This window comes from Streptomyces sp. R302, from assembly GCF_012927245.1.
GTDB lineage: Bacteria > Actinomycetota > Actinomycetes > Streptomycetales > Streptomycetaceae > Streptomyces.
In genome coordinates, this window is record NZ_JABBGE010000014.1 from 147,729 (window position 1) to 172,797 (window position 25,069).

At 74.1% G+C, this 25,069-nt stretch carries 25 protein-coding genes; 16 read left to right on the forward strand and 9 right to left on the reverse strand.

The genetic code is table 11. The annotated features are described in order from the left end of the window. Window positions 1-21: 21 nt before the first annotated feature. The 4 genes from HHL19_RS33640 to miaA all read right to left on the reverse strand — a co-directional run bounded on the left by HHL19_RS33640 (window position 22) and on the right by miaA (window position 4,868). Window positions 22-2,157 (reverse strand): HD domain-containing protein, encoded by a 2,136-nt coding sequence (locus HHL19_RS33640; protein WP_169094177.1) that lies wholly within the window; start codon window positions 2,155-2,157, stop codon window positions 22-24. Between the two features lie 221 nt (window positions 2,158-2,378). Next, window positions 2,379-3,254, reverse strand: a complete 876-nt coding sequence (gene dapF / locus HHL19_RS33645) for a diaminopimelate epimerase (RefSeq protein ID WP_169094178.1) — start codon at window positions 3,252-3,254, stop codon at window positions 2,379-2,381. Window positions 3,255-3,374: 120 nt separating this feature from the next. After that, window positions 3,375-3,824, reverse strand: a complete 450-nt coding sequence (locus HHL19_RS33650) for a hypothetical protein (RefSeq protein WP_169094234.1) — start codon at window positions 3,822-3,824, stop codon at window positions 3,375-3,377. Between the two features lie 105 nt (window positions 3,825-3,929). Beyond that, entirely contained in the window at window positions 3,930-4,868 is a 939-nt protein-coding gene (miaA, locus tag HHL19_RS33655) for a tRNA (adenosine(37)-N6)-dimethylallyltransferase MiaA (RefSeq protein ID WP_169094179.1), read from the reverse strand. A gap of 137 nt (window positions 4,869-5,005) precedes the next feature. Here miaA and HHL19_RS33660 point away from each other — a divergent pair, with 137 nt between their 5' ends. Next, window positions 5,006-5,353: a hypothetical protein gene (locus HHL19_RS33660; protein WP_169094180.1), complete on the forward strand. Its 348-nt coding sequence runs from the start codon at window positions 5,006-5,008 to the stop codon at window positions 5,351-5,353. Window positions 5,354-5,381: 28 nt separating this feature from the next. Then, a complete protein-coding gene (locus tag HHL19_RS33665; RefSeq protein ID WP_169094181.1) occupies window positions 5,382-5,639 on the forward strand; it encodes an antitoxin in 258 nt (85 codons plus the stop codon). A 101-nt stretch (window positions 5,640-5,740) separates the two neighbouring features. On the opposite strand, the gene HHL19_RS33670 is transcribed toward HHL19_RS33665, so the two are convergent. Both HHL19_RS33670 and miaB read right to left on the reverse strand, forming a co-directional pair. Next, the gene (locus HHL19_RS33670) at window positions 5,741-6,448 is read right to left on the reverse strand and encodes a class III extradiol dioxygenase subunit B-like domain-containing protein (RefSeq protein ID WP_169094182.1); all 708 of its coding nucleotides are present in this window, start codon (window positions 6,446-6,448) and stop codon (window positions 5,741-5,743) included. A 240-nt stretch (window positions 6,449-6,688) separates the two neighbouring features. Further along, window positions 6,689-8,218 carry a tRNA (N6-isopentenyl adenosine(37)-C2)-methylthiotransferase MiaB gene (miaB, locus tag HHL19_RS33675; protein WP_169094183.1) on the reverse strand — a complete coding sequence of 510 codons (1,530 nt, stop codon included), beginning with the start codon at window positions 8,216-8,218 and terminating at the stop codon, window positions 6,689-6,691. 208 nt (window positions 8,219-8,426) lie between these two features. Here miaB and HHL19_RS33680 point away from each other — a divergent pair, with 208 nt between their 5' ends. The 5 genes from HHL19_RS33680 to HHL19_RS33700 all read left to right on the forward strand — a co-directional run bounded on the left by HHL19_RS33680 (window position 8,427) and on the right by HHL19_RS33700 (window position 12,936). Further along, complete coding sequence (locus HHL19_RS33680; protein ID WP_169094184.1) at window positions 8,427-9,464, forward strand: GlxA family transcriptional regulator; 1,038 nt, start codon at window positions 8,427-8,429, stop codon at window positions 9,462-9,464. A gap of 145 nt (window positions 9,465-9,609) precedes the next feature. Beyond that, window positions 9,610-10,230, forward strand: a complete 621-nt coding sequence (locus HHL19_RS33685; RefSeq protein WP_169094185.1) for an isochorismatase family protein — start codon at window positions 9,610-9,612, stop codon at window positions 10,228-10,230. 195 nt (window positions 10,231-10,425) lie between these two features. Further along, a complete protein-coding gene (locus HHL19_RS33690) occupies window positions 10,426-11,112 on the forward strand; it encodes a DedA family protein (RefSeq protein WP_169094186.1) in 687 nt (228 codons plus the stop codon). A gap of 85 nt (window positions 11,113-11,197) precedes the next feature. Further along, window positions 11,198-12,301: a histidine kinase gene (locus HHL19_RS33695; RefSeq protein ID WP_346768512.1), complete on the forward strand. Its 1,104-nt coding sequence runs from the start codon at window positions 11,198-11,200 to the stop codon at window positions 12,299-12,301. Beyond that, window positions 12,292-12,936 carry a response regulator transcription factor gene (locus HHL19_RS33700; protein WP_169094187.1) on the forward strand — a complete coding sequence of 215 codons (645 nt, stop codon included), beginning with the start codon at window positions 12,292-12,294 and terminating at the stop codon, window positions 12,934-12,936. The genes HHL19_RS33695 and HHL19_RS33700 overlap by 10 nt, the downstream gene beginning before the upstream one ends. 33 nt (window positions 12,937-12,969) lie before the next feature. Here HHL19_RS33700 and HHL19_RS33705 read toward each other — a convergent pair whose 3' ends face one another. Next, window positions 12,970-14,154 carry a four-carbon acid sugar kinase family protein gene (locus HHL19_RS33705; RefSeq protein WP_169094188.1) on the reverse strand — a complete coding sequence of 395 codons (1,185 nt, stop codon included), beginning with the start codon at window positions 14,152-14,154 and terminating at the stop codon, window positions 12,970-12,972. A gap of 603 nt (window positions 14,155-14,757) precedes the next feature. Here HHL19_RS33705 and HHL19_RS33710 point away from each other — a divergent pair. Continuing rightward, the gene (locus HHL19_RS33710; protein ID WP_169094189.1) at window positions 14,758-15,756 is read left to right on the forward strand and encodes a TAXI family TRAP transporter solute-binding subunit; all 999 of its coding nucleotides are present in this window, start codon (window positions 14,758-14,760) and stop codon (window positions 15,754-15,756) included. Between the two features lie 132 nt (window positions 15,757-15,888). Here HHL19_RS33710 and HHL19_RS33715 read toward each other — a convergent pair whose 3' ends face one another. Beyond that, complete coding sequence (locus HHL19_RS33715) at window positions 15,889-17,298, reverse strand: HAMP domain-containing sensor histidine kinase (protein ID WP_169094190.1); 1,410 nt, start codon at window positions 17,296-17,298, stop codon at window positions 15,889-15,891. Window positions 17,299-17,317: 19 nt separating this feature from the next. Next, a complete protein-coding gene (locus HHL19_RS33720) occupies window positions 17,318-18,043 on the reverse strand; it encodes a response regulator transcription factor (protein ID WP_169094191.1) in 726 nt (241 codons plus the stop codon). A 319-nt stretch (window positions 18,044-18,362) separates the two neighbouring features. Here HHL19_RS33720 and HHL19_RS33725 point away from each other — a divergent pair, with 319 nt between their 5' ends. The 8 genes from HHL19_RS33725 (at window position 18,363) to HHL19_RS33755 (ending at window position 24,946) form a co-directional block, all read left to right on the forward strand. Beyond that, window positions 18,363-19,091, forward strand: coding sequence for an amino acid ABC transporter ATP-binding protein (locus tag HHL19_RS33725; RefSeq protein ID WP_206325684.1), 729 nt, complete (start codon window positions 18,363-18,365; stop codon window positions 19,089-19,091). A 54-nt stretch (window positions 19,092-19,145) separates the two neighbouring features. Further along, window positions 19,146-19,967: a glutamate ABC transporter substrate-binding protein gene (locus tag HHL19_RS33730; protein WP_169094193.1), complete on the forward strand. Its 822-nt coding sequence runs from the start codon at window positions 19,146-19,148 to the stop codon at window positions 19,965-19,967. 117 nt (window positions 19,968-20,084) lie between these two features. After that, on the forward strand, window positions 20,085-20,759 hold the full coding sequence (locus HHL19_RS33735) for an amino acid ABC transporter permease (protein WP_169094194.1): 675 nt from the start codon (window positions 20,085-20,087) through the stop codon (window positions 20,757-20,759). After that, a complete protein-coding gene (locus HHL19_RS33740; protein WP_169094195.1) occupies window positions 20,756-21,646 on the forward strand; it encodes an amino acid ABC transporter permease in 891 nt (296 codons plus the stop codon). Before HHL19_RS33735 ends, HHL19_RS33740 begins: the two co-directional genes overlap by 4 nt. Window positions 21,647-21,967: 321 nt before the next feature. Continuing rightward, complete coding sequence (locus tag HHL19_RS33745; RefSeq protein WP_169094196.1) at window positions 21,968-23,704, forward strand: FAD-dependent monooxygenase; 1,737 nt, start codon at window positions 21,968-21,970, stop codon at window positions 23,702-23,704. A gap of 32 nt (window positions 23,705-23,736) precedes the next feature. Continuing rightward, window positions 23,737-23,823: a putative leader peptide gene (locus HHL19_RS38625; protein ID WP_346768519.1), complete on the forward strand. Its 87-nt coding sequence runs from the start codon at window positions 23,737-23,739 to the stop codon at window positions 23,821-23,823. A 146-nt stretch (window positions 23,824-23,969) separates the two neighbouring features. Next, window positions 23,970-24,515 carry a cysteine dioxygenase gene (locus HHL19_RS33750; RefSeq protein WP_346768513.1) on the forward strand — a complete coding sequence of 182 codons (546 nt, stop codon included), beginning with the start codon at window positions 23,970-23,972 and terminating at the stop codon, window positions 24,513-24,515. Beyond that, window positions 24,512-24,946, forward strand: coding sequence for a rhodanese-like domain-containing protein (locus tag HHL19_RS33755; protein ID WP_169094197.1), 435 nt, complete (start codon window positions 24,512-24,514; stop codon window positions 24,944-24,946). Before HHL19_RS33750 ends, HHL19_RS33755 begins: the two co-directional genes overlap by 4 nt. Window positions 24,947-25,069 lie beyond the last annotated feature (123 nt).

Consider the following 25,069-nt stretch of genomic DNA (forward strand, 5'->3'; position numbering starts at 1 on the left):
GCGGGGGCAGAGGCGGTGGGGTCAGAGGCGGTGGGTCCTGGCCACGTCGTAGACGCCGGGGACCTCGCGCATGGCGCGCATGAGGGCGGGGAGCGCCGCGGCGTCGGCGAGTTGCAGGGTGTACGTGTGGCGGACCCGCTGCTCGCTCGGTGGCTCGACGGTGGCGGAGACCACCTCGGCGCCGGCGGTGGCGATGGCCTCGGTGAGGTCGGCGAGCAGACCGGGGCGGCCGAACGATTCGGCTACCAGCGTGACCCGGCAGTGGGCGGCGTCGCCCCAGCGGACGGGGACGGCGGCGCGGCCGAGGCGGCGCATGACGTCCACGGCCGGACAGCCCGTGCGGTGGGCGGTGACGGCGCCGCCCCGGACCCGGAAGCCGGTGATGGCGTCGGGGGGCACGGGGGTGCAGCAGCCGGCCGGGCGGACCGGGGCGGCGGGGGCGCCGTCGAGGTCGGCGTGGAGCTCGGCGCCCGAGCTGCGGTCGGCGGCGACGCTGAGCGGCGGGCGGGGGGCCGCGGCGGGCGGGGCGGCGGCCTCCGGGTGCGCCTGGAGCCAGGCGGTGATCGCGATCCGCGCGGCCGGGGTACGGGCGTGGTCCAGCCACTCCGGGGAGGGCCCGGAACCGGCGTCCTGGGCGAGGAGCAGGTGCACGGTGTCGCCGTCGGCGAGGACGGTGCCCAGGGGGGCGAGCCGGCCGTTGACGCGGGCGCCGAGGCAGCCGTGGGCGGCCTCGGCGTGCTGGGCGTAGGCGGCGTCGACGCAGGTGGAGCCGGCGGGCAGGCCGAGCGTCCCGCCGTCGGCGCGGAAGACGGTGATCTCGTGGTCCTCGGCGAGGTCGGCGCGGAGCGAGCTCCAGAAGGTGTCGGGGTCGGGCGCGGACTCCTGCCAGTCGAGGAGGCGGGCGAGCCAGCCGGGGCGGGTGGGGTCGGTGCGCTCGCCGTCCTCGGCGGTCTCGGACGGGTCGGCGGTGTCCGGGGCCGTGCCGAGGGGGCTGCCGAGCGCCACGACGCCCGCCTCGGCGACCTTGTGCATGCGGTGGGTGCGGATCAGGACCTCCGCGACGGCCCCGTCGGGCGCGGCGATCGCGGTGTGCAGCGACTGGTACAGGTTGAACTTGGGGGCCGCGATGAAGTCCTTGAACTCCGAGATCAGCGGGGTGAAGCAGGTGTGCAGCTCGCCGAGGACCGCGTAGCAGTCGGCGTCCTCGGCGACGAGGACGAGGAGCCGCCCGAAGTCGCAGCCGCGCAGCTCGCCGCGCTTGAGCCGGACGCGGTGGACGGAGACGAAGTGGCGGGGCCGGACGAGGACTTCGGCGGCGATGTCCGCCTCGCGCAGTACGGTGCCGACGTGTTCGGCGACGGCGGCGAGGGCGTCGGGCGATCCGGAGCCGGTGGCGTCGGCGATGAGCGCGCGGGTGGCCTCGTACTCCTCGGGGTGGAGGATGGCGAAGACCAGGTCCTCCAGTTCGGTCTTGAGGGCCTGGACGCCGAGCCGTTCGGCGAGCGGGATGAGGACGTCGCGGGTGACCTTGGCGATGCGGGCCTGTTTCTCGGGCCGCATCACGCCGAGGGTGCGCATGTTGTGCAGCCGGTCGGCGAGCTTGATGGACATGACGCGGACGTCGTCGCCGGTGGCGACGAGCATCTTGCGGAAGGTCTCGGGTTCGGCGGCGGCGCCGTAGTCGATCTTCTCCACCTTGGTGACGCCGTCGACGAGGTACGCGACCTCGTCGCCGAACTCGCGGCGGACCTGATCGAGCGTCACCTCGGTGTCCTCGACGGTGTCGTGGAGGAGGGAGGCGGTCAGGGTGGTGGTCTCGGCGCCCAGCTCGGCGAGGATGAGGGTGACGGCGAGCGGATGGGTGATGTACGGCTCGCCGCTCTTGCGGAACTGGCCGCGGTGCGAGGACTCGGCGAGCACGTACGCCCGGCGCAGCACCGTCAGGTCGGCCTCGGGGTGGTGGGCGCGGTGCGCCTCGGCGACGTGGCTGATGGCGTCCGGCAGCCGGTCGCGGGGGGCGGGGCCCGCGGTGGCGCCGAGCAGGGCCGCGCGGCCGATCCTGCGCAGGTCGAGCCGGGCGCGGCCGCGCCTGCGGACGCGTGGGTCGGTGGCGGCGGTCTCGGCCGCGCTCACGGGGTTCGTGGCCTCTGCGCTCATGGGGCACCTCCGGCGGCGTCGACCGGCGGTGGACGGGCGAGGGGAGCCCGGGGGGCCGGTGCTTGATGCTACCGACCCCACCACGTGGCGCAGTCCCGCTCTCGCCCAGCGTGAAACGGATCACCCATTCGAGCGACACGAGAGTCGTTGACAGTTTCGATTGGACCGCCGGGACGGGCCCTCGGGATCGACCGCCGGGACGGCCGCGGCCGGAAGGCGCCTCAGCCGGCGGTGAGCCAGGAGGGCTCCAGGGTGCCCTCGGCGACGATGACGGCGGGACCGGTCATCTCGATGGCGCCGTCGGGGTGCTCGGTGATGACCAGGGTGCCGCCGAGGACGTCCACGGTGTACGTGACGGGGGCGCCGGTCACGGCCGGGTCCGCCCCGTCGCGGCGGGCGGTGGCGACGGCCACGGCGCAGGCGCCGGTGCCGCAGGAGCGGGTCTCGGCGGCGCCGCGCTCGTGCACCCGCATGGCGACGTGGCGGGGGCCCCGGTCCGCCACGAACTCGATGTTGACCCCGTCCGGGTAGACCGACGCGGGCTCGTACGGCGGCTCGTCGTACAGGGTGCCCGCGTGGGCGAGGTCCTCGACGAAGGCGACCGCGTGCGGATTGCCCATGTTCACGTTCCGCGCGGGCCAGCTGCGGCCGTCGACGGCGACCGTGACGCCCTCCTCGGGGAGGACGGCGCGGCCCATGGAGACGGTGACGGAGCCGTCCTTGTCGAGGTGGACGCGCTTGACGCCGCCGCGGGTGGCGACGGCGACCTCGCCGGCGGTGACGTGGCCGGCGTGCTCCAGATAGCGGGCGAAGACCCGGACGCCGTTGCCGCACATCTCGGCGACCGTGCCGTCCGCGTTGCGGTAGTCCATGAACCACTCGGCCTCGTCGGCCATGGCGCGGGCCTCGGGGTGGGCGGCGCTGCGGACGACGTGCAGCAGGCCGTCGCCGCCGAGTCCGGCGCGGCGGTCGCAGAGCCGGGCGACGAGCGCGGGGGGCAGGTCGATCTCGTTCTCCGCGTCGGGGACGATCACGAAGTCGTTCTCGGTGCCGTGGCCCTTGAGGTAACGGAGCGGGGTGGTCTGCGTGCTGGTCACGGGATCAACTGTACGGTGCCGCCCGGACACCCGTTCCGGTTGTCCACAGGGCGGCCGCTCCGGACTCGCACTCGTACTCGTACTGGTCCACAGGGCGGCCCGCGACCGCCCGGCCCGGGCTCAGCGGAGGCGGGCGACGCGCCAGACGGCGAGGGCGACGAGGGCCGCGATGGTCGTCACGTACAGGCCGAGGACCCGCCAGTCCGGACGCTCGCCCGAGCCGCGCTGCGGCAGCCCCGGCCAGGTGTAGCCGACCCTGCGGGCGGCCATGACGCCCCAGCCCGCGGCGCAGAAGCTGATGAGCAGTCCCAGCATGGCGACGACCGCGCCCGCGTCCCCGGAGCCGAAGGCGAGCGGGAAGGCGAACATCAGCGAGCCGACGGAGGCGAGCCCCACGATCGGGGCGAGCTGCCAGAACCTCAGCAGCCGCCGCGGGCGCAGCTCGACCTCGACCTCGTCGGCGATCTCGACCGCGGAGCCCTCGGCGTCGTCGGGCCCGTCGGGGGTCAGCCCCGGGGCACCCCCGGGAACCGACTCGTGCTGTTCTCTGTCGCGAGGGCCGGCCTCCATCGCCACGCGCCCTCCCCACTCGGACTCCACCTTGGTCGATGCTCGATGATGGCACGCTCCCGACCGCGGAAATGACGGGCGGAGCGTCCCGATGCCATCACGTGATCAGGCTGTAACCGCTCGTTCGACCAACGACAGCGCCTCCCGCGGGAGTTCCCCGCGGTGATCGGCGGCCCCGCTGAGCCAGTGGACGCGCGGGTCGCGGCGGAACCACGAGTCCTGGCGGCGGGCGAAGCGCTTGGTGGCGCGCACGGTCTCGGCACGTGCCTCGTCCTCGGTGCACTCCCCCGCGAGCGCCGCGAGCACCTGCTGGTAGCCGAGCGCGCGGGAGGCCGTGCGCCCCTCGCGCAGTCCGAGCGCCTCCAGGGCGCGGACCTCGTCGACGAGCCCCGCCTCCCACATGCGGTCCACCCGGGTGGCGATCCGCTCGTCGAGTTCGGGGCGGGCGACGTCGACGCCGATCTGGACGGTGTCGTAGACCGACTCGTGGCCGGGGAGGTTCGCCGTGAAGGGCTTCCCCGTGATCTCGATGACCTCCAGGGCGCGGACGATCCGGCGGCCGTTGCTGGGGAGGATCGCGCGGGCCGCCTCGGGGTCGGCGGCGGCCAGGCGGGCGTGCAGGACGCCGGAGCCGCGCTCCTCAAGCTCCGCCTCCAGGCGGGCCCGGATCGCGGGGTCGGTGCCGGGGAACTCCAGGGCGTCCACGGCGCCGCGCACGTACAGGCCGGATCCGCCGACGAGCACGGGGGTACGGCCCTCGGCGAGCAGCCGGTCGATCTCGGCGCGGGCGAGGCGCTGGTACTCGGCGACGCTGGCGGCCTCGGTGACGTCCCAGATGTCGAGGAGGTGGTGCGGGACGCCGCCGCGTTCCTCCGGCGTCAGTTTGGCGGTGCCGATGTCCATCCCGCGGTAGAGCTGCATCGAGTCGGCGTTGACGACCTCGCCGCCGAGCTGCTGGGCCAGGAACACACCCAGATCGGACTTTCCGGCTGCCGTGGGGCCGACGACGGCGATGACCCGCGGTGCGGGAGCTGCGCTTCTCACCGTCCCAGTCTCGCAAACCTCCGGGGGCGTCCCCGAACGAGCGACGTGACACGGGGGTGGGGGCTTCGTTCCCCGTGCGTGGTTCCGGCCGTGGTTCCCGCGCACGGCACCCCCGACGAGTAGGCTGAGGAGTGGATATGGGCGTTTTCTCAAGGTTTCGCCGGAAGAAGCAGTCGATGGAGGAGTCGGGTGAGCCGGCTTCGGCGGAGCTCGCCGAGTCCGAGTCGGCGTCCGAGGCGGAATCGGAGTCCGATTCGGAGTCCGATTCGGAGTCGAAGTCGGAGGCGGAGGCTGTCGAGTCCGAGGCGGGCGGGACGGTGACGCGGCTGACCGTCCCGGGAGTGACCGCACCGGAGGAGTCCTCGGAGATCGTGGAGATCCCCCGGCAGCAGTCGGCCGACACCGCCGCGGACGCCGGTTCGGGCGCGGGCTCGGACGCGGGCTCGGACGCGGACAGCGAGACCGGGAAGGCCGCCCGCACATAGGCACGACACGGACACGGAGAGGTGCTCCATGGGCTTCCTGGATTCACTGAAGGCCAAGCTGGGCCCGGCCAAGCACAAGGTCTCGGACCTCGCGCAGCAGCACGGGGACAAGATCGACCAGGGCCTGGACAAGGCGGCGAAGATGGTCGACGAGAAGACCAAGGGCAAGTACAGCGACAAGATCCAGTCCGGCACCGGCAAGGCCAAGGACGCGATCGACCGCATCGGGCAGAAGGACGACGGCACGCCCGGCACCGACGGCACGCCCCCGCCGCCGACCGCCTAGGCACCCGACCGCACGCGGCCCGCGGAGCACGTACCGCTGCTCCGCGGGCCGCGTGCGTTCGCGTGGCGGGCCCGCGCCGAGAACCCGTGGCGGGCCCGCGCTCAGGACCAGACGGCGACCAGGTACTCGACGCCGTACGGCGCGTCCTCGTGGAGGAGGCGGCCGGCCAGGCCCGCGCCCTCGGCGGCGCCCGCGAGGACCTGCCAGGGGGCGCGGCCTGCGGCCTTCAGCTCCCGGGCGAGGCCGGCGTCGAGCGCGAGGACCCCGGGCACGTCGGCGGAGCCCAGGACACGGGCGGCCTCGGCGTCGAAATCGGCGGCGCGCTCGTCGAAGTAACCGGGGGCCTTCACGGTGCGGCAGGCGCTGCCGTCGCCGAGGACGAGCAGGGCGACCCGCTCGGCCGAGGACGCGAGGCGTCGTCCGGCCTCCGCACACGCCTCGGCGGTGGCCCGCTCGTCGACCCCGAGCCCCTCCACGGCCGCGCCGGGCGCACCGGTACGGGAGAGCAGCCAGGCGCCCACGGCGAGCGAGGCCGGCAGCGGGCGGTCGCCCCCGGGGCCCTCGCCGAGGCGCACGGCGAGGTCGACACCGAACCCGGCGAAGGACCCGGCGGAACCGGCCGGGAAGCCGCCCAGGGCGTCCCCGGGCGCCGCCCCGACCACGTACAGCCGGTCGGGCCGGGCGGCGGCGAGCACCCCGAGGGCGTCCGCGCAGTGCGCCCGCGCGGCGTCCAGCTCGGGGGCGGCACCGCTCGCGACCTCGGACACGAGCAGCGGCGGGCAGGGGCACACGGCGGCGGCGACAAGCATGATCCGCAGCCTACTGCCCCGCTCCGACAGGAACGCGGCCGTCGGTGGCGGGCGGGAGCGCGGGCGCGGGCGACCGGCTGGAGCGCGGTGGTCCGGCAAGCGGCCCGGGCACAGCCCGCGCGGTCACCGAGCCGGCGTCCGGCCGCGACCCTCCGGCCTCAGCCCTCAGCCCTCCGCCCTCGCCCCTCCGGCCTCAGCCCTCCGGCCTCAGCCGCTCGGCGACCGCCTCGGACGCGGCTGTCAGTGGGCGACGCCGCAGGCCGGGGCGTCGGCTGCCGGGAGGGGGGCCGGGGCGCCGATCTGCGGGAGGCCGAGCAGGACGCCGGCCGGCTTGGCGGCGGCCGCGGCGGTGCGCTTCTCCCAGGCGTCGCCCGCGCGGGTGCGGCGGACGGCGGTGGTGGGGCCCTCGGCGAGGAGGTGGTGCGGGGCGGCGTAGGTGATCTCGACGGTCACCACGTCACCGGGGCGGACGTCCTCGTCGGGCTTGGTGAAGTGGACGAGCCGGTTGTCGGGGGCGCGGCCGGAGAGGCGGTGCGTGGCGCCGTCCTTGCGGCCCTCGCCCTCCGCGACCATGACCTCCAGGGTGCGGCCGACCTGCTTCTTGTTCTCGTCCCAGGAGATCTCCTCCTGGAGGGCGACCAGGCGCTCGTAGCGGGCCTGCACGACCTCCTTGGGGATCTGCCCCTCCATCTCGGCGGCGGGGGTCCCGGGGCGCTTGGAGTACTGGAAGGTGAAGGCGTTGGCGAAGCGGGCCTCGCGGACCACGTGCATGGTCTGCTCGAAGTCCTCCTCGGTCTCGCCGGGGAAGCCGACGATGATGTCCGTGGAGATGGCGGCGTGCGGGATCGCGGCCCGGACCTTCTCGATGATCCCGAGGAAGCGCTCCTGGCGGTAGGAGCGGCGCATCGCCTTCAGCACGGTGTCCGAGCCGGACTGGAGCGGCATGTGCAGCTGCGGCATCACGTTGGGCGTCTCGGCCATCGCGGCGATGACGTCGTCGGTGAAGTCGCGCGGGTGCGGGGAGGTGAAGCGGACCCGCTCCAGGCCCTCGATGGCGCCGCAGGCGCGGAGCAGCTTGCCGAAGGCCTCGCGGTCGCCGAGGTCGGAACCGTACGCGTTCACGTTCTGGCCGAGCAGGGTGATCTCGGAGACGCCCTCGGCGACGAGCGCCTCGATCTCGGCGAGGATGTCGCCGGGACGGCGGTCCTCCTCCTTGCCGCGCAGGGCGGGGACGATGCAGAAGGTGCAGGTGTTGTTGCAGCCGACCGAGATCGAGACCCAGGCCGCGTACGCCGACTCGCGGCGGGTCGGCAGGGTGGAGGGGAAGGCCTCCAGGGACTCGGCGATCTCGACCTGGGCCTCCTGCTGCACGCGGGCGCGCTCCAGGAGGACCGGCAGCTTGCCGATGTTGTGGGTGCCGAAGACGACGTCGACCCACGGGGCCCGCTGCACGATGGTGTCGCGGTCCTTCTGCGCCAGGCAGCCGCCGACGGCGATCTGCATGCCGGGGCGCGCGGTCTTCATCGGGGCGAGGTGGCCGAGGTTGCCGTACAGCTTGTTGTCGGCGTTCTCACGGACCGCGCAGGTGTTGAAGACGACGACGTCGGCGCCGTCCGCGTCCTTGGGCGCGCGGACGTAGCCCGCCTCCTCCAGCAGACCGGAGAGCCGTTCGGAGTCGTGGACGTTCATCTGACACCCGTAGGTGCGAATGTCGTAGGTCTTCGGTCCTTCGATGCCCACTGTGAGACTCCGGTCGCTGCTGCTGGTCATGTTTCAAGGGTATGGAGTCTTCAAGAGTAGGCGGTCCGCCGTGGGCTCCGGGCCGGACGCCGGACTCCGGCCCGGAGCCCTGCTCGGTGTCCTGCCCGGAGCCCTGCTCGGTGTCCGGCCCGGCGTCCGGCCCGGCGTCCGGCCGGTGTCCGGATGTGACAGGGAATCGTCATTGCCGTCATGGGGCGGGGCGGGCGAAGGTGGGGTCATGTCCGAGACCACCCCCGCCACGGCCCCCGCGGTGCAGCCGGCGCACCCCGTGCACCGGGTCGTCGTCGCGGTCTTTCCCGACGTGGACCTCCTCGACGTCACCGGCCCCGCCGAGGTCTTCGCGCTGGCCAACCGGGAGACGGGCGGCGAGCGCTACCGGGTGCGGCTCGCCGCGCCCGGCGGTGCCGGGGAGGTGCGGACCTCGGCGGGGGTGCGGCTGCTCGCCGACCTCGGCTTCGACGAGGTCGGCGCGGACGTCGACACCCTGCTCGTGCCGGGGGCGGTGGACCCGGGCGAGAACGGCGGGGTCGTCGCCCGGCTGGACCCGGAGGTCGTGCGCTGGGTGCGGGAGACCGCGCCGCACGCCCGGCGGGTGGCGTCGGTCTGCGTCGGCGCGCACGTGCTCGCCGCGGCAGGCCTGCTCGACGGGAGGTCCGCGACGACCCACTGGTCGACGGCGGCGCAGCTGGCGGCCGACCACCCGGAGGTCTCCGTCGACCCCGATCCGATCTTCGTGCGGACGGACCGGGGGCGACTGTGGACCGGGGCCGGGATCAGCGCCTGCCTCGACCTGTCCCTCGCCCTGGTGGCGGAGGACCTGGGCGAGGAGACCGCGCTCGCGGTGGCCCGGCAGCTCGTCATGTACCTGAAGCGGCAGGGCGGCCAGAGCCAGTTCTCGGTGCCGCTGAGCCGTCCGGCGGCCGGCCGGCGCGACATCGACGAGCTGCGGCTCTGGATCGCCGACCACCTCGACGAGGACCTGTCGGCGGAGCGGCTCGCCGGCCGGATGTGCCTGAGCGAGCGGCACTTCGCCCGGGTCTTCGCGCAGGAGACGGGGTCGAGCCCCGCCGCCTACGTGGAGGCGGCCAGGATCGAGGTGGCCCGGCGCCATCTGGAGACCTCGGACGCGCCGCTCGCCGAGGTGGCGGCGCGGGCGGGGCTCGGCTCGGTGGAGACCCTGCACCGGGCCTTCCGCCGGCAGCTCGCGACGACGCCGGCGGCGTACCGGCGGCGCTTCCGCACCGGGGCCGACTGACGACCCCGCCCCCCGCACATTCCCCGTTTCCCGTTCCCCGTTTCCCGTTCCCCATTTCCCGTTCCCCGTTTCCGTTCCCCGTCCCCCGCCGTGGGCGGCTCCGTCGCGCCCGTACGGCATCCGATTTCATAGTAAAGGTTCCGAAATGAGCATCACTCCGTCCGCCTCCCTCCGTTCCCTCTCCGGTCTGGGCGACGAGCCGGCCCGGCTCGCCGAGGCGGCGCTCGTCCTCATCGACGTCCAGAACACCTACCGCTCCGGCGTCATGGCCCTCGAAGGCGCCGAGGAGGCCGTCGCCGAGGCGGCGCGACTCCTGGCCCGGGCCCGGGCGGCCGGCACCCCGGTCGTGCACATCCAGCACGACAGCGGCGAGGGCTCCCCGTACGACCTCACGGCGCCGGTCGGCGCGACCTGCGACGAGGTGGCCCCGGCCGAGGGCGAGCCGGTCGTGGTGAAGAACTTCCCGAACGCCTTCCACGCCACCGACCTGGAGAAGGTCCTGACGGGCCTCGGCTTCGCGGCCGGCGAGGGGAAGGAGCTGGTGCTCGCCGGGTTCATGACGCACATGTGCGTCAACTACACGGCCCAGGCGGCCTTCAACCTCGGCTACCGGCCGACCGTGGTCGCCGAGGCGACCGCCACCCGCGCCCTCGCCGCCCCGGACGGGACGGTCGTGCCCGCGGCCGAGCTGAAGCGGGCCGCGCTGACCGGGCTGACGGACGTCTTCGCGGTCGTGGTGCCGACGGCGGCGGACCTGCGGGCCTGAGCCGGCCGGACCAGGACGGACCCGGCCGGACCAGGACGCCCCTGCGGGCCCGATCCGGACCCCGACGCCCCTGCGGTTTTCCGCAGGGGCGTCGGGCGGGAACGCGCATACCGGCTCCGAGCTGCGGTTTCTAGCGTGGGAAGGGTCGTCGGGCGAGCACGTCGGACGACCCTTCCCCGTGACCCTGGAGGGCTCATGACACCGCTCACGACCGTTCTCGCCCAGGAGCCCGCGGGCGGCCCCGCGGGCGGCCCGGCCGACGGCGTCGCCGGCTGGGCCGCCGGTCTCGTCGACACCCTCGGCGGGCCGGGCGCGGGCTTCGCCATCGCGCTGGAGAACCTCTTCCCGCCGCTGCCGAGCGAGGTGATCCTCCCGCTGACCGGCTTCGCCGCCGGGCAGGGCGTGCTGAGCCTCGCCTCGGCCCTCTTCTGGACGACGCTGGGCTCGGTGGTGGGCGCGCTCGCCCTCTACGGGATCGGCGCCCTCTTCGGCCGGGAGAGGATGCACGCGCTGTGGGCGCGGCTGCCGCTCGTGAAGGTCGCGGACCTGGAGCGGACCGAGGCGTGGTTCCGGCGGCACGGCACGAAGGCGGTGCTCCTCGGCCGGATGGTGCCGATCTTCCGCAGCCTGATCTCGGTGCCGGCCGGGGTGGAGCGGATGCCGGTCCCCCTCTTCCTCCTGCTGACCACCGTCGGCAGCCTCGCCTGGAACAGCGTCCTGGTCCTCGCCGGCTACGCCCTCGGCGACCGCTGGGAGTTGGTCGAGGCGTACGTGGGCGTGGCCTCCAAGGCCGTCCTCGCCCTCGTCCTCGCGGCGGCCGTCGCCTGGCTCGTCGTACGGCTCCGGGGGCGCGGGGCGGAGCCTCGTCACCGTCGCGCCTAGGGTGGGTCGGGTGATCGGGGGCGAGGGATCGAGGGCCGCTCGGGCGGTGGGGGTCGCGGCCGGCTGTGCGTCGGCGGTGCCGGGGGTGCTGTACCTGGTGGGGGCCGGGGTGCCGCTCGGCGGCTTCCTGTTGTGGCCGCGCACGCGCGCGTACGTCCTCCGGATCCTGACGTGCGGCGCCCGGCCGCTGGTGGAACTGGAGCGGAGGCGGCGGGAGCGCTTCTTCGGCGACCGGTTCCCGGAGGCGGACTTCCCGGAGGCGTACGTCCCGGAGGCGTACGAGGGTGAGGGCGGCCCCCTGCGGTATCTGGCCGCCCGGTCCGCGACGGGGCTCGTGTGCGGGATCGTGCTGGCGCTGCTCGGGTTCGGCGTGGTGCTCGCGGTGCTGCTGGCCGGCGGTGTGGCGCGCGGGACGATCGGGGCGGCGGAGCTGCTGACGCAGCTGGTCCTCGGGGGTGTCCTGCTGTTCCTGGGCCTCCAGGGGCTGTTCGCGCTGACCGCGCTCGACGCCCGTCTCGCCCGGGAGTGCTTCGGGCCGTCGGAGCGGGAGCTGATGCGCCGCCGGATCGAGGAGCTGTCGCTGAGCCGGGCCGCCGTCGTGGGGGCCGTGGACGCGGAGCGGCGGCGGATCGAGCGGGACCTCCACGACGGGGTCCAGCAGCGGCTCGTGGCGCTCGCCATGCTGATCGGGCGGGCCCGCAGGAGCGGCGGGCGGGACCCGGAGCGGGCGGCCGGACTCCTCGGCCAGGCGCACCGGGAGGCCCAGGAGGTGCTGGCCGAACTCCGCGAGGTGGCCTGGCGGGTGTACCCGTCGGCACTCGACAGCCTCGGCCTGGAGGAGGCGCTCGGCGGCGTCGCGCAGCGGTGCGCGCTGCCGCTGCGGATCGCGTACGAGGTGACGGGCCCGCTCCCCCGACCGGTGGAGACGGCGGCGTACTTCGTCGTCTCCGAGGCCGTCACCAACGCGGCCAAGCACTCCGCCGCCTCGGCCGTCTCGGTGCGGGTCGCGGGGGCACCCGGCGGCCCGCTGACCGTGCGGGTCGAGGACGACGGCCGGGGCGGCGCGGATCCGGCGGGCGGCGGCCTGACCGGGCTGCGCGGGCGGGTCGCCGCGCTCGACGGCGTCCTGCGCATCGACAGCCCCCTCGGGGGACCCACCACCATCGTCGCGGAGCTGCCGTGCGTGTGATCCTGGCCGAGGACTCGACCCTGCTGCGGGAGGGCCTGTCCCGCCTGCTCGCGGAGGAGGGGCACGAGGTCGTCGGGGCGTTCGGCGACGCGGTGACGCTGCTCGCCGAGACGGAGGCGCTCCGGCCCGACGTGGTCGTCGTGGACATCCGGATGCCCCCGACCCACACCGACGAGGGACTGCGGGCGGCCGTCGCGATCCGCGAGCGGCTGCCCGGGACGGGCGTCCTGGTCCTCTCGCAGCACGTCGAGCGCAGTTACGCGGCCCGGCTGCTCGCCGCCGGCGCGGAGCGGGTCGGCTATCTGCTGAAGGACCGGGTGGCGCAGGTCGAGGAGTTCCTCGACGCGCTGGAGCGGGTCCACGCGGGCGGGGCGGCGATCGACCCGGAGGTCGTACGGCAGCTGGTGGTGCGCAGCGCGCACGCCGATCCGCTGGCCCGGCTGACCCCGCGCGAGCGGGAGGTGCTCCAGGTGCTCGCGGAGGGGTACACGAACACGGCGATCGCCCGCCGGCTGCACCTGTCGCTGAGCGCGGTGGAGAAGCACCTCAACGCGGTCTTCGACAAGCTGGAACTGCGCGGGACCGAGGGCCACAGCCCCCGGATCCTCGCGGTCCTGCGCTATCTGGAGGCGTGAACCTCAGAGGTGTGAACCTCAGCGGTGTGAACCTCAGCGGGTGGCCCCGGTGAGGAGGGCGTGCAGCCGGACGAGGGTCCGCTCGTCGCCGAAGCCGCCCGCCTTGATGACGACCGGGACGCGGGGCACGCCGGCCGGCCCGGCCAGGGTGCCGCGGGCGATGCCGGGCTCGGGTTCGTCGTGGAGGTCGATGCCGTACGCGCCGAGCGCGCGCAGCACCGCCTCGGCGGTCTCCCCGCCGGTGAGCACGAGCCCGTCGAAGGGCGCGCGGGCGGCGAGCGCCGCCACGGACACGGCGAGCTCCCGGGTCAGCTCCGCCGGGTCCACCCGCCGTTCGTGCGGCGTGTGGATGATCCGTACGAGGGCGTCGGCGGCCGCCGACAGCGGCTCGGCGGCGACGGCCGCGACCGCGCCCGGCCGGGCGGCCAGCAGCGCGAGCTGCCGGCGGGTGGCGGGGTTGGCGCTGCCGACCGCGACCAAGGGGCGTACGGCGGGCGGGAGTTCCACCGCGTCCGCGTCCGCATCGCCGCCGGGCCGCGTGTGGTGCCGGGCGAGGGCGGCGGCGAGCCCCGGGGAGCCGACCCACAGGACGGACCGGTGGTCGGGGACGGCGGCGACGATCCGGTCGAGGTCGGCGTCGGTGGCCGCGGAGCAGACGAACAGCCCGCCGGAAGGGACGGGTTCGGCTTCGGCGAGGAGCTCCGGGCGGGCCGCGTCGACGGTGACGGCGTCCGGGAGGAGGCGGGTGAGGTCGGCGGTGCGGACGGGGTGCGCGGGGTCACGGGCGAACTCGCTCTCGTCCACGCGGACTCCGCGGACGTACTGCACGCCGTCGCGGGTGGTCCGCCCCTCGGCCGGGAACGCGGGCGCGACGACGACGGCGCGCCGCCCCGAGCCCTCCCGCGCGGCGCGGATCTCGGCGGCCACATGGCCCCGGAGGGTCGAGTCGACGGTCTTGAGCAGCAGCCCCGCCCCGGACAGCGCACGGGCCGCCTCGCGCGTACGGGCCTCGGCCCCGGCCTCGTCGAGGAGCCGGCTGCCGAGGTCGACGGCGAGCACCCCGTCCTCCTGCCCGTGCCCGGCGAGCGGGCTGCCGGAGAGGAGGACCCGCGCCGGGTGGCCGCCCCGGCGGAACGGCGCCGCCCCGTCCCCCGCGCTGGTCAGGTCGTCGGCGAGGACGGCGACGCGGGGCGGGGTGACGGGCGGGGCGGAGTACATCGACGGCTCCCTGGGGTCGGTCGTACGGTCTCGGGCGGGGCGCGTACCAGCAGGACCAGCAGGACCACCGAGGCCACGGGGGCCACGGGGGCCTCCGGGACCATCGGGGACACAGGGACCTCCGGGGCCTCCAAGGCCACTGGGGCCACCGAGGCCACTATGCCCACTGGGGCCACAGGGGCCACAGGGGCCTCCGGGACTACCAGGACCGCCAGGACCACCGGGCACCGGGCACCGGGCACCGGGCACCGAAGCCACCAGGACCACCAGAACCACCAGGCGATGCGCACCGCCCCCACCCTCGCCCGCGTCGGCCCACTCAGTCCAGCGGCCACCGGACGGCGGGAAGGTGCGCCCGGCGGGAGCCAGGGGCGGGCAGAGGGGACTGCCCTCAAGATCACCGGGCGCCTCCCGACGCTAACCGCACGGACCCCGGCACCACGACAGGACACACGGCGGGAGCGCGCCGCCGGGACCCGCTCACCGCTTCGGCGCAGCGCGTACGGCCCGCGCCCGGCGCGTACGGCGGCGCAGCGGACATCACAGCCGCCCGGGCCCCGCCGCCCTGGCCAGGGGCCTCGGCCACCTGGCAGGATCGACGGCATGTTCGCCTCCCTCACCCGTGCCGCCCGCCGCCGCGTCCTCGCGTTCGTGGCCGCGCTGGCCGTGGTGTGCGGGGTGCTGCTGTGGTGGGTGGCGCCGTTCGGCGGCTCGACGCCCAGCGGCTCGATCACCTTCAGCACCGGGGTCCCCACGGGGGTGTACCAGCGGTACGGCGCACTGCTCAAGAAGGCCATGGCGAAGGACCTCCCCGAGGTCTCTGTCAGGCTCACGGACAGCGAGGGCTCCCAGCAGAACCTGGCGCGGGTCGCCTCCGGGGAGGCCGACTTCACGGTCGCGACCGCCGACGCCGTGGCGCAGTACATCCGCGACCGCCGGCCCGGCTTCGAGCGGCTGCGCGGCTGCGCCCGGCTCTACGACGACTACGTCCAGCTCGTCGTACGCCAGGGCTCGGCCGTCCAGACCGTCTCCGACCTGCGCGGACTGCGGGTCGGCGTCGGGCAGGACGGCTCCGGCGTGCGGCTGATAGCGGACCGGGTGCTCGCGGCGGCCGGGCTCACCGCGTCACGGGACGTGACCGCGGTGCCGGTCGGGATCGACTCGATGCCGGAGATGCTGGAGAAGGGCGGCCTCGACGCCTTCTTCTGGTCCGGCGGGCTGCCGACCCAGGGGGTGCAGATGCTGTCGGAGCGGACCTCGATCCGGCTGATCCCGATGGACGCGCCGCTGGTGGAGGCGTTGCGGAAGGTGGGCGATTCGACCCGGCACTACCGCTCGGCGGTCATCCCGAAGGACGCGTACGCGGCCGCGCAGAACGGGCAGCCGGTGGAGACGCTGGCCGTGGCGAACCTGATGGTGACGACGGTGGAGGCCGATCCGGACCTGGTGGAGGGGTTCACCCGCTCGGTGATCGACAGCCGGGACGGCATCGGCAGCCAGGTGCACCCGGCCCAGCTGGTGGACCTGCGGACGGCCATCTACACCGAGCCCCTCACCCTCCACGACGGCGCCCGCCGCTACTACCGCTCGGTCAAGCCCTGAGCCGTACGGGCTCCGCCCCGACCAGCGGCCCACCACTCCGCACCGACCAGCGGCCCACCATCCCGCACCGACCCGCAGCCCACCATCCCGCACCGACCCGCAGACCGCCGCCCCGCACCGGCGGGCGGCGCGTCACCGGTCCGTCGGCTCGTGCCGCGGCTCGTGCCGCGGCACCGTCACCGTCACCTTCAGGCCGTGCGGCTCGTTCGGGGCGAAGGCGATGCCGCCGCCGGTGGCGGTCAGCAGGACGCGGGCGATGGAGAGGCCGAGGCCCGAGCCCTTGACGTTCTGGTGGCGTCCGGAGCGCCAGAAGCGGTCGCCGACCCGGGTCAGCTCCTCCTCGGTGAGGCCGGGTCCGAGGTCGGTGACGACGACCTCCACCGCGTCCTTGCCGGGCAGCACCCGCACCGTGACCCGCTCGCCCTCGGGCGTGAACTTCAGCGCGTTGTCGACGACCGCGTCGAGCGCGCTGGACAGGGCCACCGGGTCCGCCCAGCCGGTCGCCGCCCCGCACTCCCCCACCAGGGCGACGCCCTTGTCGTCGGCGACCGGCCGCCAGGAGGCGATCCGCTCTGCGGTGAGCGCGCCGACGTCGGTGAGCTGCAGGTCGGCGGCGGCGTGCTCGGCGAGGGCCAGGTCGAGGAGGTCGTCGAGGACCCGCGCGAGCCGCTTGCCCTCGGTGCGCACGGAGGCGATCTCCTCGTTCCCCTCGGGGAGTTCGAGGGCGAGCAGTTCGATGCGGAGCAGCAGCGCGGCGAGCGGGTTGCGGAGCTGGTGGGAGGCGTCGGCGACGAACGCCCGCTGCTGTTCGAGGGATTCCTCGACGTGGTCGGCCATCTCGTTGAACGAGCGGGCCAGGCGGCGCAGTTCGGGCGGCCCGCCGGCCTCGGCGACCCGGGAGTTCATCCGCCCGGTGGCGATGTCGTGGGTGACGCCGTCAAGCACCCGTACCGGACGCAGCACCCAGCCGGTGAGGCGTACGGCGGCGCCGACGGCGAGCAGCATCGCGGCGGCCTCGCCGGCGAAGATCACCAGCCAGCCGCGCAGGATGCGGGCGCGGAGGTCCCCGGTGGGCGAGTCGGTGACGACGACGGCGACGACGTCCCCGTCGCGGACGACGGGCGAGGCGATGGTGAGGCGGGCATGCGGCTGCCAGGGCCAGACCTGCGGCGGGTCGTGGCTGCGGCGGCCGAGGAGGGCCTCCTTGAAGGCGCGGCGGCCCTCGCCCTCGTACGGGACGACCCAGTCCTCGGGGGCGGCGGCCACGGCACGGTTGTCGCGGTAGAAGATGCCGGCCCGGATGCCGTACACGTCGTAGTAGCTGGCGAGTTCGCCGCGGAGGGTGGTGCGGCGCTCGTCGCTGACGGTGCTGGGGTCGCGGACGAACTGCCCGAGGGCGGCGAAGCGTGCGCCGTCGTCGAGGCGGTCGACGACGACCCGCTGCTGCTGGGCGGCGGCGAGGCTGGCGGCGAGCGGGAAGCCGAGGGCGAGCAGGACCCCCGCCATCAGGACGATGAGCAGGGGGAGGAGTCGGGTGCGCACGGGCGGGGCGGCCGGGGGGTTACGCGGCCGGGGCGACCAGGCGGTAGCCGACGCCCCGCACGGTCTCGATCAGGGCGGGCATCCGCAGCTTGGAGCGGAGCGAGGCGACGTGCACCTCCAGGGTGCGGCCGGTCCCCTCCCAACTGGTCTGCCAGACCTCGGAGATGATCTGCTCGCGGCGGAAGACGACGCCGGGCCGCTGGGCGAGGAGGGCGAGCAGGTCGAACTCCTTGCGGGTGAGGGCGACGGGCTCGCCGTCGACGCTGACCCGCCGGGTGGGCAGCTCGACGGCGACGGACCCGAGGTGCAGCACGGTGGCATCGGCGGCGGAGCCCGTACCGCCGGCGCCGTCGTCGGGGGTGCCGGGTCCGGTGGTGCGCCGGGAGACGGCGTGGATGCGGGCGAGCAGCTCGCCGGGGTCGTAGGGCTTGACGACGTAGTCGTCGGCGCCGAGGTTGAGGCCGTGGATCCGGGAGCGCACGTCGGCACGGGCGGTCACCATGATCACCGGGGTGGTGGTGAGCTTCCGGATGCGCGCGCAGACCTGGTAGCCGTCCTGGTCGGGGAGGCCGAGGTCGAGCAGGATCACGCCGTACGAGGGGCGCTCGCCCTGTGCGGTGGGGAGGACGGCCTGGAGGGCCTCCTCGCCGTTGCGGGCGTGGGTGACGGCGAAGCCGTGCTTGGCGAGGATCGCGGAGAGGGCCGCGGCGACGTGGTCGTCGTCCTCGACGAGCAGCAGTCGCATGGTCTTCTCCTCTCGTTCGCCGGGATGTCCCCCGTTCGGGACATGAACGACCCATGAACGCCGATCAGCGACGTCACAGTCAAGTGTCTCCGGCGGAGCTCCCGGTTCCGTTATCCACCCGGTACGGCCTCCTGGACCGTCTTCACCCAGAGTGTCCGACTGTCGCCCTATCGTTATCCTCAATTTCCGCTCAGATGTGATGACGGCCCTCCGGACGGGTCTCTAGTGTCCTCCCAACCGAGGAGGACGGAGCAAGAGGCCGATGAGCGGAGTGGCAGTGTCCAAGAACCACGAGGACGCCCCCCGGGCCCAGGACGACCTGGTCGTCCTGTCCGGCGTGAACAAGCACTTCGGCGCGCTGCACGTGCTGCAGGACATCGACCTCACGATCGGCCGCGGTGAAGTCGTCGTCGTCATCGGGCCGTCGGGTTCCGGCAAGTCGACGCTGTGCCGGACGATCAACCGCCTGGAGACCATCGACGCGGGCACGATCACGATCGACGGGAAGCCGCTGCCCGCGGAGGGCAGGGAGCTGGCCCGGCTGCGGTCGGACGTCGGCATGGTCTTCCAGTCCTTCAATCTCTTCGCGCACAAGACCGTGCTCGAGAACGTGATGCTGGGCCAGATCAAGGTCCGCGGCACCGCGAAGGCCGAGGCGGAGACCAAGGCCCGCGCCCTGCTGGAGCGGGTGGGGGTGGCCGCACAGGCCGAGAAGTACCCGGCGCAGCTCTCCGGCGGCCAGCAGCAGCGCGTGGCGATCGCCCGGGCGCTCGCCATGGGTCCGAAGGTGATGCTCTTCGACGAGCCCACCTCGGCCCTGGACCCCGAAATGATCAACGAGGTCCTGGAGGTCATGCAGCAGCTGGCCCGCGAGGGCATGACGATGGTGGTCGTGACGCACGAGATGGGCTTCGCCCGCTCCGCGGCCGACCGGGTCGTCTTCATGGCCGACGGCAGGATCGTCGAACAGGCCACCCCCGAGGAGTTCTTCAGCAACCCGCGCAGCGACCGGGCGAAGGACTTCCTCTCCAAAATCCTGCACCACTGAGCGAGTCGACGACCTAGTCTTCGCAACTCACCGCTACCCAAGGGACGTTCACCCATGAAGCTTCGCTCCGCCTCCGCGGCCGCCGCGGCCGCCGTCGTCCTCGCCCTGACCGCCACCGCCTGCGGCACCGGCTCGGACTCCGGCAGCAACGGCGACAAGATCACCATCGGCATCAAGTTCGACCAGCCGGGTCTCGGCCTGAAGACCCCGGACGGCTCGTACGCGGGCTTCGACGTCGACGTCGCCAAGTACGTCGCCAAGGAGCTCGGTTACGACGAGGGCAAGATCAACTGGAAGCAGGCCCCGTCGGCCGAGCGCGAGAACCTCATCAAGAACGGCGACGTGAAGTTCGTCGTGGCGACCTACTCGATCAACGAGAAGCGCCTGAAGGAGGTCGACTTCGCCGGCCCGTACTTCGTGACCCACCAGGACCTGCTGGTCCGCGCCGACGACAGCTCGATCACCAAGGTCGAGGACCTCAACTCCAAGAAGCTCTGCTCGGTCACCGGCTCGACCTCCGCGCAGAACGTCAAGGAGAAGCTGGCCCCCGACGCCGACCTCCAGCAGCTCGGCGGGTACTCGGAGTGCCTGACCGGTCTCGAGAACAAGCGCGTCGACGCCCTCACCACGGACGCCTCCATCCTCGCGGGCTACGCCGCGCAGAAGGAGCACCAGGGCAAGTTCAAGCTCGCGGGTCTCTCCATGAGCGACGAGAACTACGGCATCGGCCTCAAGAAGGGCGACTCCGAACTCAAGGGCAAGATCAACAAGGCCCTGGAGAAGATGGTGTCCGACGGCACCTGGGACAAGCTCGTGAAGCAGCACTTCGGCCCGTCCGGCTACAAGAACGAGCCCGCCCCGAAGATCGCGGGCTGACCTCACGTGCTGCCGTGACGGCCGCCCCGCCCGGGTGCGGCCGTCACGGCGCCACCGGCCGCTGCCGACGCACCGGCCGTCCCACCGACCGACCACCAGGGGAGAGCGCGGAGCATCGTGTTCGACTTTCTTGATTCCGGGCAGTACGACCTGCTCGGCGCCTTCTGGGTGACGGCGCAGCTCGCCCTCTACTCGGCGATCGGCTCGCTGATCTGGGGCACCGCCCTGGTCGCCATGCGGGTCAGCCCGGTCCCGCTGATGCGCGCCTTCGGCACGACGTACGTCAACCTCGTCCGCAACACCCCGCTGACGGTCGTCATCGTGGCCTGCTCCTTCGTCCTCGACCAGACCCTGGCGGTGACGCTCGGCGGCGAGACCTTCGAGGAGACCGGCTTCCGTCTCGCGATCCTCGGTCTCACGGCGTACACCGGCACCTTCGTCTGCGAGGCGCTGCGCTCCGGCATCAACACGGTCCCGGCCGGCCAGGCGGAGGCCGCCCGCGCGCTGGGCATGAGCTTCACCCAGGTCCTGACCGTGGTGATCCTCCCGCAGGCGTTCCGCGCGGCGATCACCCCGCTCGCGAACGTGCTCATCGCCCTCACCAAGAACACCACGGTGGCGGCGGCGATCAGCGCCGCCGAGGCCGCGTTCCTGATGAAGGCGATGATCGAGAACGAGGCCCAGGCGCTCTTCACCGTCTTCGGGATCTTCGCCTTCGGCTTCATCGTCCTGACCCTCCCCACCGGCCTGGTCCTCGGCTGGGCGGCCAAGCGACTGGCGGTGAAGCGATGAGCTCCGTCCTCTACGACGTCCCCGGCCCCAAGGCCAAGCGGCGCAACGTCCTCTACACGATCGTCTTCCTCGCCGTCCTGGGCCTGGTGGCCTACTGGGTGCTCTCCGCCATGGCGGACAAGAACCAGCTGGCGGCCGAGAAGTGGAGCCCGTTCGTCACCGACTCCCAGGTCTGGACGACGTACCTGCTGCCCGGCCTCGTCGAGACGCTGAAGGCCGCCGCTCTCTCCATCCTGATCGCGCTGCCGCTCGGCGCGGCCCTGGGCATCGGCCGGCTCTCCGACCACCGCTGGGTACGTGTCCCGGTCGGCGTGGTCGTCGAGTTCTTCCGGGCCATCCCGGTGCTGCTGCTGATGATGTTCTCCAGCGCCGTGTACGCCGCCTACACGCCCGTCAGCTCCGACTTCCGCCCCCTGTACGCGGTCGTCACCGGCCTGGTGCTCTACAACGCCTCCGTCATCGCCGAGGTCGTCCGCGCCGGCGTCCTCTCGCTCCCCCGGGGCCAGGGCGACGCGGCCGTCGCGCTCGGCATGCGCAAGGGCCAGTCCATGCTGTACGTGCTGCTGCCGCAGGCGGTGACGGTCATGCTCCCGGCCCTGGTGAGCCAGCTCGTCGTCATCGTGAAGGACACCGCGCTCGGCGGCGCGCTCCTCGGCTTCGGCGAACTGCTCAGCCAGAACCGGCAGATCACCGCCAACTACGGCGCCAACACGATCGCCGCGTTCACGGTCATCGCCCTGATCTACATCGCGCTCAACGCCCTCCTCACCTACCTCGCCGCACGCCTGGAGAAGCGGCTCCGGCAGGGCCGCAAGGCCGCCGCGGTGAAGGACGTGGCCCCGGTCGTGAACGTCGAGGCGGGCGCGGCGGGCACCGGCGGCGTCTGACCCCCACGACCACCCTCCCGACCGGCCCGGTTTCCCCCCAACTCCGCGCCCGTCCCCTTCCGGCCCCGTCCGGCTCCCCCGGAGCATCCGCTTCCGGTGGAACCGGCGGGGCCGGAGGTTCTGGTGGGACCGGAAGGGGTACGAGGGGTGCTCCCCGGGCCCGGAAACGGCCCCGACCTGACAACAGCCGCACCACGCCCACCGCGTCACTTGACGCAAAACACCCTGACTGGGTTGCATACGGTCTGTGATCAAGCACCGGGCTCGTGCCACACTCTGCTGTGCTGCCCCCATGACTTTCCGGCCTTTTGGAGCCGCGCCGTGGACCCGGTGATCATCGTGGGCGCGGGGCCGGTCGGCCTCGCGCTCTCCCTCGCGCTCGCCGCGCAGGGCGTGCCCAGCGTCGTCCTCGACGAGACCTCCGGCAAGGAGGAGCCGCGCCCGGCGCGGACCGTCGTGCTGCGCGCCGACATGGCCGCCCTGGTCGAGCGGCTGGGCTGCGCCACCGTCCGCGACGAGGGGCTGCGCTGGGTCGGCTGGCGCGGGATGCAGCGCCGCCGGCAGCTGCGCGAGGTCGCCTTCGACCTGGGACTCGGCGGCACCGAGGAGTGGTCCGAGGACCCCGACTCCCCCTCCGCTCCGGCCGCCCCCCTGCACATCCCCCAGCACGCGCTCGCCCGCGGGCTGCGCGAGGCCATCGCCCGCGAACCGCTCGTCCGGCTCGTCACCGACGCCCGCCTGGACACCATCGAGCAGGACCGCACCGGGGTCACCGCCCACACCCGCGGCCCGGACGGCACCTGGTGGCGCGGTAGCCACCTCGTCGGCTGCGACGGCGCCCGCTCCACGGTCCGCAAGCTGCTCGGCGTCCGCTTCCCCGGCCGCACCGCGGTCGAGCGGCACGCGGTCGCCGCCCTGCGCACCGAACTCCCCTGGCCCGGCGAGTCCCTGCTGCACCGTCAGCCCCCGTGGCGCGGGTCCGGCGAGGAGATCACCGCCCGCCCGCTGCCCGACGGGGTGTGGCGGATCGACTGGCTGCTGCCGCCGCGCGGCGAACTCGTCACCCCGGACGCCCTGGTCGCCCGGATCCGCGAGACCCTGGCCGGCTGGTGCGAGGGCGTCACCCCTCCGTACGAGCTCCTCGACACCGGTGTCCACACCCTGCACCACCGGCTGGCCCGCCGCTGGCGCGTCGACCGGGTGCTGCTCGCCGGGGACGCGGCCCATCTGCTGGGCGCGATCGGCACCCAGAGCCTCGACGAGGGCCTCCGGGACGTCGACAACCTCGCCTGGAAACTCGCCCTCACCTGGCACCGGTCCGCCCCCGACGCCCTGCTCGACAGCTACCAGAGCGAGCGCCGCACGGCGATCGCGGCCCGGCTGCGCGCCGCCGACCAGGCCCTGCCGGCGCTGCGCGGCGGCGGTGGGCTGCGCGGCTTCCTGCCGGGCGGGATGCGGGGCCACGAGGCCCTGCTGACCGACGGGCACCTGGGCCGGGGCCCGCTGGGCGCCTCCCCCGCCTATCCGCACTCGCCGCTCGCCGCGCCCTTCAGCGAGGGCATGGTCCCGGTGGGCACCCCGCTCGGCGCGCCCGTCGAGGACGTCCGGGTGACCGCCCCCGACGACACGACGGTACGGCTCCGGGACCGGCTGGGGCAGGCCCGCTTCCTGGTCCTGCTCGTCGCCCCCGGCTCCGGGGTGTGGGAGCGCCGGCACTGGCGGACGGCCGGTCTGATGCCCCGCCTGGAGGAGGCCGCCGAGGCCCTCCCGGTGACGGCGGAGGTCCTGGTGACCGACGCTTATCCCGGCGCGCCCGCCCACGCCGTCCTGCTCGTCCGCCCCGACGGGCATCTGGTCGCCGCCTTCGCGGGCGTGCACCCCGAGGAGCTCCACGCGGCGGCCGAGGCCGCCCGCGGCAGCGCCCCCGAGGAGCCCGCCGACGCGGCGGAGGAGAAGCCGCCGGCCCTGCCCGCGACGGCCGAGGAGGCGCTCTCCGTCGAGGTCCCGGCCCCGGCCGAGGCATCGCCGGCACAGGACCGGACGGTGGAAGTCCATTGATTCGCGCGGACGCGCGTGGTGTACTCCGGAGCGTGACCGACACCGATGTACGCCTGTGGCGGAGGGTCCACATGGACCTGATCCGCTATGCGGGCTGCGTGTGTCGCCCGTCCTTCTGAACTCGCTTCCCTTTCCCCGCGCGTCCGCCCGACCCGCCGCCCCGCCCCGGACCTCCGTCCGGCGGGCGTGCCCGGTTCGGCTTCCCCGGCGAACCCGCCGTTCTCCCTCCGCGGCGCGCACCCCAGCGATTCCAGGACGGTCATCCGTGCCCGCGACTTCTGTCATCCCTTCCCCCTCCCCCGCTCGAACGGCCGCCGGTCCCCCGACCGCGGCCGAACTGCTCGACTTCGTCCTCCGTACCGCCGCCGACCAGGCCCTCGTCGACTCCCTGCCGCTCGATCCGGAGGGCCGCACCTGGGTGCGCCTGGACGGCCCCGGCGGCAGCGAGGCCTGGCTCATCGGCTGGCCGCCCGGTACCGGCACCGGCTGGCACGACCACGCCGAGTCCGTCGGCGCCTTCGCCACCGCCCGCGGCAGCCTGACCGAGCACGCGCTCGCGGTCCGGCTCCCGGCGGGCGGCTGGAAGACCCTGGAGCTGGCCGAGGACCTCGACCGCTCCCGCCGGCTCGACGCGGGCGACGGCCGCGCCTTCGGCCGCGACCACCTGCACGAGGTCCTGAACGCCTCCCCCGACGCCCACGCGATCTCGGTGCACGCCTACCACCCGCCGCTCCCGCTGATCAGGCGGTTCAGCCGGACCGGCCCCGTGCTCCGCCTGGAGCAGGTCGAACGCCCGGAGGACTGGCAGTGAGCGACGACCGCATCGGCATCGACGAACTTCTGGAACGGGTCCGGTCCGGTCTCGACCGGATCGACGCCCGCACCGCGTACGAGGAGTACGCCTCGGGCGCCGCGCTCCTGGTCGGCACCCGCTACGCGGCCCTGCGCGAACGGGACGGCCTGGTCCCGGGCGCGCTGGTCGTGGAGCGCAACGAGCTGGAGTGGCGGCTCGACCCCCAGGGCAGCCACCGCTCCCCGCACGCCACCGGTCACGACCTGCGGGTGGTGGTCTTCTGCAACGAGGGCTACGCCTCGTCGCTGGCGGCGGAATCCCTCCGCCGCCTGGGCCTCCACCGGGCGACCGACCTGATCGGCGGCTTCCAGGCCTGGAAGGCGGCAGGCCTCCCGGTCCTCCCGCCGGGAGAACTGCCCCCCGACAGTCACCCGGCAACGACCTCATAGCCCCGGCCGATCGCCCTCGGCCCACGCGCCCGGCACCCCCCTCGGCACTGGGTTCGGGGCCTCTCGGCACCGGTTGCGGCGTCGGACTCGCACCGGGTTCGACGCCCCTCGCCCCCGGGGCTC

Coding starts and splice junctions, on each gene's coding strand:
- HHL19_RS33705 (WP_169094188.1), bottom strand. CDS start 14,154: ATGTACTCCGCCCCGCCCGTCACCCCGCCCCGCGTCGCCGTCCTCGCC.
- HHL19_RS33730 (WP_169094193.1), top strand. CDS start 19,146: ATGAAGCTTCGCTCCGCCTCCGCGGCCGCCGCGGCCGCCGTCGTCCTC.
- HHL19_RS33640 (WP_169094177.1), bottom strand. CDS start 2,157: ATGAGCGCAGAGGCCACGAACCCCGTGAGCGCGGCCGAGACCGCCGCC.
- HHL19_RS33710 (WP_169094189.1), top strand. CDS start 14,758: ATGTTCGCCTCCCTCACCCGTGCCGCCCGCCGCCGCGTCCTCGCGTTC.
- HHL19_RS33680 (WP_169094184.1), top strand. CDS start 8,427: ATGTCCGAGACCACCCCCGCCACGGCCCCCGCGGTGCAGCCGGCGCAC.
- HHL19_RS33685 (WP_169094185.1), top strand. CDS start 9,610: ATGAGCATCACTCCGTCCGCCTCCCTCCGTTCCCTCTCCGGTCTGGGC.
- HHL19_RS33665 (WP_169094181.1), top strand. CDS start 5,382: ATGGGCTTCCTGGATTCACTGAAGGCCAAGCTGGGCCCGGCCAAGCAC.
- HHL19_RS33670 (WP_169094182.1), bottom strand. CDS start 6,448: ATGCTTGTCGCCGCCGCCGTGTGCCCCTGCCCGCCGCTGCTCGTGTCC.
- HHL19_RS33660 (WP_169094180.1), top strand. CDS start 5,006: ATGGGCGTTTTCTCAAGGTTTCGCCGGAAGAAGCAGTCGATGGAGGAG.
- HHL19_RS33690 (WP_169094186.1), top strand. CDS start 10,426: ATGACACCGCTCACGACCGTTCTCGCCCAGGAGCCCGCGGGCGGCCCC.
- HHL19_RS33650 (WP_169094234.1), bottom strand. CDS start 3,824: ATGGAGGCCGGCCCTCGCGACAGAGAACAGCACGAGTCGGTTCCCGGG.
- HHL19_RS33740 (WP_169094195.1), top strand. CDS start 20,756: ATGAGCTCCGTCCTCTACGACGTCCCCGGCCCCAAGGCCAAGCGGCGC.
- HHL19_RS33720 (WP_169094191.1), bottom strand. CDS start 18,043: ATGCGACTGCTGCTCGTCGAGGACGACGACCACGTCGCCGCGGCCCTC.
- miaB (WP_169094183.1), bottom strand. CDS start 8,218: ATGACCAGCAGCAGCGACCGGAGTCTCACAGTGGGCATCGAAGGACCG.